This window comes from Massilia sp. BAP21 (assembly GCF_057801335.1).
The window spans coordinates 4,145,613-4,158,294 of the sequence record NZ_CM173596.1 but is presented as its reverse complement, the minus strand read 5'-3'; the positions used below and the strand labels follow the sequence as shown (position 1 = coordinate 4,158,294).

The 12,682-nt window shown below is 69.2% G+C and carries 1 protein-coding gene; it reads left to right on the top strand.

Annotated features, from left to right (window positions below):
* Window positions 1-161 precede the first annotated feature (161 nt).
* On the top strand, window positions 162-12,653 hold the full coding sequence (locus ACWYRN_RS18480; RefSeq protein WP_488689034.1) for a DUF4347 domain-containing protein: 12,492 nt from the start codon (window positions 162-164) through the stop codon (window positions 12,651-12,653).
* Window positions 12,654-12,682: the final 29 nt, after the last annotated feature.

Sequence of the window (12,682 nt, the reverse complement as noted above, 5' to 3'; positions counted from 1 at the left end):
TGCCTTGCTCGACACTTCGCATTCCCCGCCTGCCACTCCCGCAGTTTCCCTTTTTTACCGTTCCCGCATCGACGCGGGGACCTTGTTGCCTGCTGTTCGCTAGTTAGCAAATCAGTAACACACCACTTCCATCACAGTATTTTTTTGACAAGATACCTACCATGAGCATGAACCAAGCTACGCAAATCCTGTTCATCGATGCCGCCGTGACCGACGTCGCGGCCCTGCTGGCATCGGTGGATTCGTCGATCGAAGTGGTGCAGCTGAACGCCAACGAAGACGGGCTGGCGCAAATCGCGCGCGCCCTCGACGGCCGCACCGACATCGGCGCCCTCCACATCGTCTCGCACGGCGCGCCGGGCGCGCTGGTGCTGGGCGGCGTCACGATCGACGAAGCCGCCCTGGCCAGCCACGGCGCCGAACTGGCGACCATCCGCGCCGCCCTGGGCGACGGCGCCGACCTGCTGCTGTACGGCTGCGACGTCGCCGCCGGCGACAGCGGCGCCGCCTTCACGCAAGCCCTGGCCGCCGCCACCGGCGCCGACGTGGCTGCCTCGACCGACGTCACCGGCGCCGCGCGCCTGGGCGGCAACTGGGTCCTGGAAGCGCAGACCGGCAGCATCGAGACCACCGCGCTCGCCTTCGACGACTACGACGCGACCCTCGGCCCCGACGTCCAGCTGCCGGGCGGCCTGCGCGGCAACGGCCCCTACACCTGGGGCGGCTACACCTTCCAGACCCGCCTCGATGGCGCCATCACCGACAGCGACCCGGAAAACCCGCTGCGCGAGGGTAACAAGTGGGACCGCTACATCCTCGAAGGCGTCGCCGCCGGCACCCGCGTCTACGTCTACATGGGTAACTCGGACTCGGTCGACGACTACCTGCAGATCGACCGCAACGGCACCATCATCACCCAGAACGACGACGGCGGCGACGGCGAACGCAGCTACGACGCCTTTGTCAGCTGGATCTACCAGCCGGGCGACGTGATCCGCGCCACCACCTTCTCGCCGGGCTACCGCGGCAGCTACTCGCTGTACATCGGCACCGCCAACGGCCAGGTGGCATCGGGCACCGACATCGGCAACGCGCCGGCACCGACCCCGGCGCCGCCGACCGCGCCGGTCTTCACCGACAGCCACAACCTGCTGCAGACCTATAACGACAGCGGCGCCACCGACGGCTTCGGCGCTACCACCGGCACCTTCACCGCCACCGACTCGACCCCGACCAGCACCATGCGCTTCGGCGGCGGCGGCGTGGGCGACTTCGGCACCCTGGCAGTGGGCAGCGATGGCAGCTTCAGCTACACCCCGGACGCGTACGCGATCAACGCCCTGGCCGCCGGCCAGACCCGCACCGACACCTTCACCGTCAGCGTCAGCGACGGCGCCCTGAACAGCTACAAGACCGTCACCGTGAACGTGGTCGGCGCCAACGACGCGCCAATCCTGAACGCCGACATGCGCCTGGCCGCGGTGCTGGAAGACGCCGGCGCCACCACTGGCGAGAATCCTGGCCGCACCGTGGCCCAGCTGGCCGGCGGCGTGTTCTCCGACATCGACAGCGGCAGTAGCCTGGGCGGCATCGTCATCGTCGGCAACGCAGCCACTGCCGCACAAGGCAGCTGGCAGTACTCGACCGACGGCGTCACCTGGTTCGACGTCGGCAGCGTCAGCGCCACCGACGGCCTGGTGCTGGGCGCCGGCGCGCGCCTGCACTTCGTGCCGGCGCTGAACTGGAACGGCACCCCGGGCAGCTTGAGCGTGCACGCGGCCGACAACAACTTCGCCGGCGCCTACACGAACGGCGCCAACCGCGCGACCTTCGACACCACGACCGACGCCGCCACCTCGGGCGTGTCGAACGCGCCGCGCGCGATCGCCACCAACGTGGTTGCAGTGAACGACGCGCCGATTTTCGACAGCGTCGCCGCCACCCCGGCGATCCTCGAGACCGCCGCCCATGACGGCGCCGCTTTCGCCACCGACAACACCATCACCGGCACCCTCAGCGGCACCGACGTCGACAGCCCGGTCGACACGCTCGCCTTCAGCATCCGCGGCGGCACCCTGGCCGGCAACACCTGGACCAAGGTCGGCCTGTACGGCACCCTGAGCCTGGACGCCACCACCCACGCCTGGAGCTACACCCCGAACAAGGCCGCCGCGGTCAACGCGCTGGCCGCCGGCCAGACCGGCCACGACGTGTTCGAATTCAAGGTCACCGACTCGGCCGGCGCCTCGAGCAACCAGACCATCGACGTCTCGATCACCGGCACCAACGACCTGCCGGTACTGGCGCACACGATTGCCGACCAGTCCTTCGCCGGCGCCGGCACCTGGAAGTTCCAGATCCCGGCCGACAGCTTCACCGACGCCGAAGGCCGCGGCCTGGCGTACACCGTCGACGTGCTCGACGCCCAGGGCAACGTGGTCGACACCATCGGCGCCGCCAACGGCAACGACCCGGCCAAGGCTTCGTCGTGGCTGAGCTTTGACGAAGGCACCCGCACCTTCACCGGCAACCCGAGCCCCGCCTGGAACAACGCCGGCCTGACCCTGCGCGTCACCGCCACCGACGCCGAAGGCGCCGCCGTGTCCGGCAACTTCGCGCTGAACCTGTCCAACACCGCCAACCAGGGCCCGACCGTGGGCGCACCGCTGAAATGGCAGTCGGTCGCCGCCACCTTCGAGACCACCGACGTCACCCTCGGCACCAACCTGGGCGGCACCACCATCACCTTCGACGGCCAGACCGTCAACCTGGGCAGCGCCGCCACCGGCGACCAGGTGGCCATCGCCGTCGAGCAGGCCTTCAGCGCCGCCACCGGCAACGGCTACACCCCGATCGACCCGGCCTTCGGCAACAGCATTACGCTGCGCGCCGACAGCGCCGGCGCCCGCAGCGACTTCACCAACGGCACCTACAACGTCGACGGCGGCAGCTACACCGTCAACGTCCGCACCGAGGGCCGCGACGCCGTCAGCGCAACCAGCGACATCCAGTTCGGCACCCCGCTCGCATCGGACACCCAGGCCAGCTTCAGCATCGGCGGCGTGGCGATCACGCTGAACGGCCCGCTGACCGTCGAGGAAATCGCCGCCGCCATCGTGCAGCAGCTGAACGCCGGCAACGGCACCTGGACCGCCAGCGTCGACAGCGTCGCGACCGACACGGTGTACTTCGTCGCCCAACCCGGCGCCGTGGCTGGCCTGACGGTCGGCGACTTCGGCGGCCTGGCCCCGGCCGTGCTCGATAGCACCGACGGCGCCAACGCCGTGCGCGAACTGGTCGACCTCACCTTCGACGGCAGCTACGGCGGCGCTCAGATCACTATCGCCGGCGTGACCGCCGCAGCAGGCAACGCCGTGTCCGCGGCCGACACCGCCGCGGCCCTGGCCAGCGCAACCTATGCCAACCACGACATCGTCGACAATGGCAACGGCAGCATCCGCGTCGTCGCCAACGAGCCGGGCGACCAGGCCGACCTGACCGCCGCCGACTTCGGCGGCACCCACACCGGCGCCACCACCGTGGCAGGCCACAGCGACGGCGCCGGCTGGACCTACGCGATCCCGGCCGGCACCTTCATCGACGCCGAGAACAACGCCCTGGTCTACAGCGCGTATACCCTCGATCCGTCCACCGGCGCCGCCAGCCCGCTGGTCGACAGCGCGGCCCTGAGCTTCAACCCGGCCACCAACACCTTCAGCGGCAACGGCCTGGCAGCAGGCAACACCCTGATCGAAGTGCGCGCCACCGATACCGCCTCGGGCCAGTACGCGACCAGCCAGTTCCAGCTGGCCGTCACCCGCGGCGTCACCGTCGCCAGCCTGAGCGCCAACATTGCGCCGAGCGACACCAGCTTCGTCAGCGGCGCCGGCACCGGCAGCTACACCCTGCCGGCCACCGCCTTCGACTACGTTGCGAACGACGGCACGCCGCTGACCTACACGGCCACCGCGGTCGACGCCGACGGCAACCCGCTCCCGTTCCCGGCCTGGCTGCACTTCGACGGCCACAACGGCACCTTCAGCGGCAACCCGACCTACCTGGCGGACGACGTGCGCCTGGTCGTCACCGCCCACGGCAGTAACGGCCTCACCGCCAGCAGCGCGCCGTTCACCCTGCAGGTCGCCAACCCGAACGACGGCATCGTCCTGAGCGCGCCGATCGCCGACCAGACCGTCGGCGCCGGCAACGTGTTCGGCCTGAGCGTCCCGGCCCCGTTCACCAACCCGGACGGCACCAACGGCGGCACCGCCCAGACCGACGGCATCAGCTACATCGTCACCGCCAACGGCCGTCCGCTGTCCGACTTCGGCCTGACCGTCACCGTGCAAGCCGACGGCGGCCTGGTCTTCGGCGGCAACCCGTCGGCAGCCGAGCCTTACCTGAACATCCTCGTCACCGGCATCGAACAGCAGGGCGGCAGCCGGGCCAGCACCAGCTTCACGCTGAACCTGAACGACGGCAGTGCGCCGCAGGGCAGCCTGGAAGCGCTGGCCGCCAACAATCCTGGCGCCGTGACCATCTCGGGCAATCCGCTCGAAGGCCAGATCCTGACCGCCAACGCCCCGACCGACGCCGACGGCGTGTCGGGCCCGGCCCGCTACCAGTGGCAGGTCTCGAGCGACAACGGCCAGACCTGGCAGGACGTGGCTCCGGCCGCGAACGGCGCAGTGCGCGGCCAGACCGACACCTTGATGCTGGCCGAAAGCGAATCGACCAAGTTGGTGCGCGTGCAGGCCTTCTACAACGACAACGGCGGCGTGGCCGAGTCGCCGGTCTCCAGCGCCCTCACCATCCAGAACCTGCAAACCCCGGGCACGGTTACCGTCTCGGGCGCCCTGACCCCGGGCGAAACCCTGACCGCGACCATCGCCGACGGCGACGGCCTGCTGATGGCCGAGCCGAGCTACCAGTGGTTCCGCGACGGCGTGGCGATCAACGGCGCGAACTACGCCGCCTACACCCTGACCAATGCCGACGGCGGCCATCAAATGAGCGTGAGCGTTAGCTACACCGACGACCACGGCACCCTCGAATCGAACATCAGTTCGGGCTCGACCGCCACCGTGCAGCTGGGCGCCGTCAAGCCGACCGCGGTCGACGACAGCGGCATCGCCGTCGAAGCCAGCGGCGTCGGCAACAGCGTCGCGGGCGTGAACCCGACCGGCAACGTGCTGACAAACGACCACGACACCAACAACAACCTGGACACGGTCAACCCGATCGCCTCGGTGCGCAGCGGCAACGCCGAAGGCCTGGGCGACGCAGGCCAGCTGAGCGGCGACGTCTACACCGTGATCGGCCTGTACGGCACCCTGACCCTGAACCGCGCCACCGGCGACTGGTCCTACGTCGTCGACCAGAGCAACAGCACCGTCGACTCGTTGGCCCCGGGCCAGTCGCTGCAGGACAGCTTCAACTACACCATCGGCGACGACACCGGCCTGTTCGACACGGCCGTGCTGAACATCACCATCAACGGCGCCAACGACGCGCCGACCCTGAACGACGTGCCGCCAACGGCCGTGTTCACCGAAGACGTGGCAGCCGCGATCCGTACCAGCTTCTCGATCGTCGATCCGGACGGCGGCGCCAGCTTCGCGCTGCGCCTGAGCGTCAACCAGGGCTTCCTGCGCGGCGAAGAGCCGGCAGGCTACACCCGCCCGGCAGGCCTCACCGTTACCGGTACCGACACGGGTGTCCTGATCATCGCCGGCAACAGCATGGGCGACGTGCAGAACTGGCTGGCCGCCAGCCAGCTGCTGTACACCAGCGGTCCGAACCAGAACGGCAACCTGAACGACACCCTGACCTATGCGGTGCGCGACGGTAACGGCAGCTTCATGGACGCCGGCACCACCTCCCTCGACGTCACCCACGCCAACAACCCGCCGATCGTCGACCTCGGCGGCGGCGCCACCGACGGCAACGACTTCACCACCACCTTCCGCCCGCGCGGCGGCGAAGTGGCGGTCGTCGCCGACGACGTGCGCATCACCGACATCGACGTCCAGGACACCATCGTCTCGGCCACCGTGGCCCTGGCGACCGGTGCCTTCGACAACGTCTTCGGCACGGTCTACGAGACCCTGCGCTCGACCGCCGGCAGCAGCTACGCCGGTTCGCTGGGCGCGATCGCGATCAACGGCAACGGCACGGGCGAACACGGCCTGACCGGCGCCACCTCGCTGGTCCTGACCGGCAACGGCACCCGCGCCGACTACGAGAACGCGCTCAAGACCGTCGTCTACAACAACAGCAACCCGAACGCCTTCTCGGGCGAGCGCACCATCACCATCTCGGTGACCGACGACGAAGGTTCGGCCTCGAACACCGGCTCGTTCGCCACCGCGGTTCCGAACAACCTGATCGCGGTCGGCCAGCGTATCTTCCTGAACGGCGCCGACACCGGCTTCACCGTCGGCCAGGTCATCGACAGCCAGCACTTCGTCGCCTCCGGCCCACTGGCCGGCCTGGCGCCGGGCGCCAACCTGCAGTTCTGGGGTGCGGGCAGCCTGGTCACCAGCGCCGTCCAGAGCGGGCCGGTGGTGGCCACCACCACCGTGCTGGTGCCATGGACCCCGGTCATCGACATGAACGGCGAAGGCCTCGAAGGCCGTGACCACAGCGTCACCTACACCGAAGGCCAGAGCGGCGTGGCGATGGCCACTTCCGACGCCAGCATCACCGACCAGGACGGCAACATCGCCAGCGTGGTCGTGACCCTGACCAACCCGCAGAACGGCGCCGCCGAGAAGCTGTTCATCTCGGACGCCCTGGTGGCCCAGCTGGCCGTCTTCGGCGTGACCGTGAGCGGCAACAACAGCACCGCCATCACCCTCGGCTACGACGCGGCAGCGCGTCCGAACGGCGTCGATGCGGCCTACTTCCAGATCGGCCTGCGCGCAGTGCAGTACGTGAACGCCGCCGACCTGCCGAACCTGACCCCGCGCGTGGTCTCGGTCACCAGCACCGACGTCGACGGCAACACCGGCGTCGGCGCCAGCACCACCATCAACCTGGTCGGCGTGAACGATGCGCCGCACGGCACGAACGGCACCGTCACCGCCCTGGAAGACACGGCGCTGGTACTGAACGTGGCCGACTTCGGCTTCACCGACGTCGACGCCAACACCCTGGTCGCCGTGAAGATCGCGAGCCTGCCGCAAACGGGCAGCCTGAGCCTGGACGGCGCCGCCGTCACGGCCGGCCAGTTCGTGTCGGCGGCCGACATCGCCGCCGGCAAGCTGGTCTACACCCCGGTCGCCGACCGCAGCGGCCCGGCCCTGGCCAGCTTCGGCTTCCAGGTGCAGGACGACGGCGGCACCGCCAACGGCGGCGTCGACCTCGATCCGGTCGCACGCACCCTGAGCATCGACGTCACCCCGGTGAACGATGCGCCGGTAATGACCGCGGCCGCGCCAGTCATGCTCACGATCGGCGAAGATGCGCTGAACAACGGCGGACAGGCAGTCTCGACCCTGGTCGGCAACGCAGCAGGCCAGACCGGCGTGGCCGACGTCGACGCCCTCAACAACAACGGCGCCGGCTACGCGCCGGAAGGCACCGGCCACGGCATCGCGATCCACGCCCTGGCCAACGACGGCCCGGCCGACGGCGGCGCCTGGGAATACTCGCTCGACGGCGGCAGCACCTGGCTGGCGGTCGGCGCGGTTGACAGCGGCAACGCCCTGCTGCTGCGCAGCAGCGACCTGATCCGCTTCAAGCCTGACGGCCTGAACGGCACGCAAGCGAGCTTCTCCTACTACCTGTGGGATGGCGCCAGCGGCAGCGCCGGCGCCAAGGCCGACGCCTCGGTACGTGGCGGCACCAGCGCCTTCTCGACCGGCTCGGATACCTCGAGCATCACGGTCACCCATGCCAACGACGCACCGGTGGTCGACCTGAACGGCGGCGGTGCAGGCAACAACCTGGCGACCATCTTCCGTCCGCGCGGCGACGCCGTGGCGGTGGTGGGCGACATCGTCATCACCGACGCCGACCACCTGGCCGGCGGCGTGAGCGACACCCTGGTCTCGGCCCGCGTCACCCTCAGCGGAGGCGCACTGGACAACCTGTTCGGCACCACCTACGAGACCCTGGTCTCGAGCGCCGGCGCCAGCTTCGCCGGTTCGCTGGGCACGATCGCGATCAGCGGCAACGGCACGGGCGAGCACGGCCTGGTTGGCGCGACGCAGCTGAACTTCAGCGGCGCCGGCACCCACGCCGACTACCAGGATGCACTGAAAACGGTCCTGTACAACAACAGCAACCCGAACGCCTACTCGGGCGACCGCACCGTGCAGATCGTGGTGCGCGACGCCTCGGTCAGCACCGGCGACGCCGCCAACGGCCTGGATTCGGCCATCGTCACCACCACCATCCAGGTCCCATGGACCCCGGTGGTCGACATGAACGGCGACCGCGCCGCGGGCCGCAACAACGAGGCCACCTACGTCGAACGCAGCGCCGGCGTGGCCATTGCCGCCTCGGACGCCAGCATCGTCGACCAGGACGGCAACATCAAGCGCCTGGTCGTCACCCTGGGCAACCATCCGGACGGCGCCAGCGAGAAGCTGTTCGTATCCGACGCCCTGATCGCCCAGTTCGGCGCCATCGGCCTGACCATCACCGGCAACAACTCGCATGCGATCACCGTCACCGGCAACAAGGACGGTTCCGTGTTCCAGCTGGCGCTGCGTGCGATCCAGTACGTGAACAGCTCGGCCAATCCGTCGCCGGAAGACCGCGTGGTGCGCGTCGAATCGGTCGACATGCAGGACAACACCGGTGTCGGCGCCTCGACCGTCATCCACATCACCCCGGTCAACGACGCCCCGGTGGGCCTCGACGGCGCGGTGAGCCTGGACGAGGACGGCGCCTACACCCTGCGCCTGCAGGACTTCGGCTATGCCGACGCCGAAGGCCATGCGCTGGCCGGCGTGAAGATCGCTACCCTGCCGGCCACCGGCAGCCTGACCCTGGACGGCGTTGCGCTGACCGCGGGCCAGGAAGTCAGCGCGGCGGACATCGCCGCCGGCAAGCTGGTGTACCGCCCTGTGGCGAATGCCAATGATGGCCAGAATCCGCCTGCCCCGACGCTGACCTTCCAGGTCCGCGACGCCGGCGGCACGGCCAACGGCGGCGCCGACCTCGACGCCACCCCGGCTACCCTGACCCTGAACGTCGTGCCGGTCAACGACCTGCCGACCGGTTCGGACGGCAGCGGCGTGCCAAGTGTCACGGTCAGCGGCGAACTGCGCGACGGCCAGGTCCTGACGGCCAACGTCGACATCGCCGACGTCGACCGCACCGCCCTGGAAATCGCTGCCGCCACCACCTACCAGTGGGAATCGCGTGCAGTACCGAACGGCGCCTGGACCGCGATTGCCGGCGCCACCGCCAGTACCTACCTGCTGAGCACGGCCGAAGCGAACCGCGAAGTGCGCGTCGTCGTCACCTATGCAGACGATTTGGCGACCCAATCGGTGCCGGTGTTCGACTCGGCGCGTGCCGATGCGCCGGCCGTCGTGGCCGACGTGAACGGCGACATCGTGCTCGACATCGATACCGACGAACCGGTGGTGCTCCTCAACCCGATCCGCGACATCAACGTGCGCAACGGCGGCGACGGTCCGTTGACCGTGGGCGGCATGCCGCACGGCGGCACCCTGACCTACGAAGGCGCCGGCCCGGTCGTGCTGCACGATCCACGCGGCGACGTCAACGTCGAGACCGATGGTCCGGGCACCGTGACGATCGAGGAACTCGAGGACGACGCCACCGTCACCACCTCGGGCGACGGCGACGTGAACGTCAACAATCCGCAGGGCGACGTCAACGTCGACAACGACGGTCCTGGCACCGTGACCGTGCGCGGTCTCGACGACGGCCGCAGCGTCGACGTCAACGGCGCCGGCCCGACCACCGTGGCCGACCCGGAAGGCGACCTGACCGTCAACAATGGCGGCCCGGGCACCACGACCGTGACCGGCCTGGACGATGACGCCACCGTCACCACTTCTGGTAATGGCAACGTCGATGTCGACCAGCCTGAAGGCGATGTCAACGTCAACAACGGCGGTCCTGGCACCGTGACCGTGCGCGGTCTCGACGACGGCCGCAGCGTCGACGTCAACGGCGCCGGCCCGACCACCGTGGCCGATCCGGAAGGCGACCTGACCGTCAATAACGGCGGCCCAGGCACCACGACCGTGACCGGCCTGGATGACGACGCCACCGTCACCACTTCGGGTAATGGCAACGTCGATGTCGACCAGCCTGAAGGCGATGTCAACGTCAACAACGGCGGTCCTGGCACCGTGACCGTGCGCGGTCTCGACGACGGCCGCAGCGTCGACGTCAACGGCGCCGGCCCGACCACCGTGGCCGATCCGGAAGGCGACCTCACCGTCAACAATGCCGGCCCTGGCACGGCGACCGTGACCGGCCTAGATGACGATGCGACGCTCACCACCTCGGGCAATGGCGACGTGGACGTCGACCAGCCGGAAGGCAGCGTCAACCTGAACAACGGCGGTCCTGGCACCGTGAGCGTGATCGGCCTGAACGACGGCGAAACCGTGAACGTGACCGGCAACGGTCCGACCACGGTCAGCAACCCGCAAGGCGACGCGACGCTGCACAACGGCGGCAGCGGCGTCCTGACGGTGACCGGCCCGGCGCCGGACAGCCAGCTGGACTTGACCGGCAGCGGTCCGTTCGCGGTCGACCTGGCAGGCTTCCCGGCAGGCGGCCATATCGGCCTGAACAACGTCGACGGCGCCGACGTGCAGGTGCTGCATGCACCAGCCGGCGCGCAGATCGACAGCCTGGGCGCGGGCGACATCACGATCCTGGCTCCGGTCGGCGACGTGCATGTCCATAACGCCGGCACCGGCACCATGATCATCGAGCAGCCGGCCGACGGCAGCACGGTGACCAAGACCGGCACCGGCCCGGCGCTGATCGACCACCCGGTGGGCGGCTTCACGCTGGACAACCACGACAGCGGCCCGGTCACGGTGCAGCACCTGCCGGCCGGCTCGACCCTGGTCCTGCAGGGCAGCGGTCCGGTGGTGGTGGAGTCGAACCTGGCACAGGGCGAACACGTGCAGGTCGATACCTCGGGCAACAGCAACGTGCAGCTGGCGAACAACGGCAAGGGCACGATCGACGTGATCGGCGACCTGCAGCTCGACAGCGGCGATGCGATGAGCATCAAGCTCGGCGGCGACGCCACCACGGCCCTGACCGTGGCCGGCACCGTCTCGCTCGACGGCACCCCGCTGAACCTGACGCTGGACCCGGACTACGCGGCGCACCTGGGCGACACCATCACCCTGCTCGACAACGACGGCAGCGATGCCGTGGTCGGCACCTTCGCAGGCCTGGCGGAAGGCGCGGCGATCCTGGTGGGCGGCAAGCTGTTCAGCATCAGCTACGTGGGCGGCACCGGCAACGACGTCGTGCTGACCCGTGTCAACGATGGCCCGAGCGGCGCGGTGACGATCTCCGGATCGGCCACCCAGCACCAGACCCTGACGGCCAGCAACACGCTGGGCGACACCGACGGCATGGGCAACGTCAGCTACCGCTGGCTCGCCGATGGCGCCCTGGTGGCGGTGGGCAGCAGCTATGTGCTGACCCAGGCGCAAGTGGGCAAGGCGATCACCGTGGTCGCCAGCTACCTTGATGCCGAAGGCACGGTGGAAACCGTGAGCAGCAGCGCCACCGAGCGCGTGGCCAACGTCAACGACGCGCCGACCGGCGCGGTGCTGATCGCCGGCAACGCCACCCTGGGCCAGACCCTGACCGCCTCGAACACCCTGGCGGACCAGGACGCCATGGGCACGGTGAGCTACCAGTGGCAAGCCAACGGCGCCGACATCGCCGGCGCCACCGGCGGCAGCCTGACCCTGGACGCGGCGCTGATCGGCAAGACGATCGGCGTGGTGGCCCGCTACACCGACGGCTTCGGCGCGGCGGAAGCGGTGGGCAGCGCATCCACCGAGGCGGTGCGTGACGGCAACGGCGTGGCGCCTTCGGTGGAAGCCCTGGCGCCGGCGCTCGGCAACGGCGGCCTGCTCGGCGACGGCAACGGCGACGGCATCCTCGACGCCCTGCAGCCTTCGGTGGTCTCGATGGCCGTACCGGGCGCCGCCAATGCCAGCTCCTATGTCACGCTGGTGGCAGGCGCGGTGAACGGCAAGCCGGTGGCGGACGCGAATCCGCTGACCGACGTCCACAGCGTGCACGACGCGATCGACCTGCCAAGCTGGGCGCAAGCCCCGATGGACGGCATCTCGTTCACCGCCAAGGTCAATGCACCGGGCGCGACCGAGAACTTCAGCCTGTACGTCGATGCGAGCTCGGGTGTGAACGGCTACTGGGCGAAGGATGCGAGCGGCGTGCTGGTCAACCTGGCCAGCGCGGCCTACGGCGGTCAGATGGTGACCGAAGGCGACAAGATCCGCCTCGACTTCCACATCACCGAAGGCAGCCAGTTCGACGTGGGCGTGGCCGGCGATTCGAACATCGTCAGCAACGGCGTGGCGGCGCATGCATCGCTGAGCCTGATCGGCTACGTGATCGACACGCCGGACGAGCAAGGCCCAGGCAACGCGTTCGACTAAGCACCGAAAATACATGATTAAAGGAATGA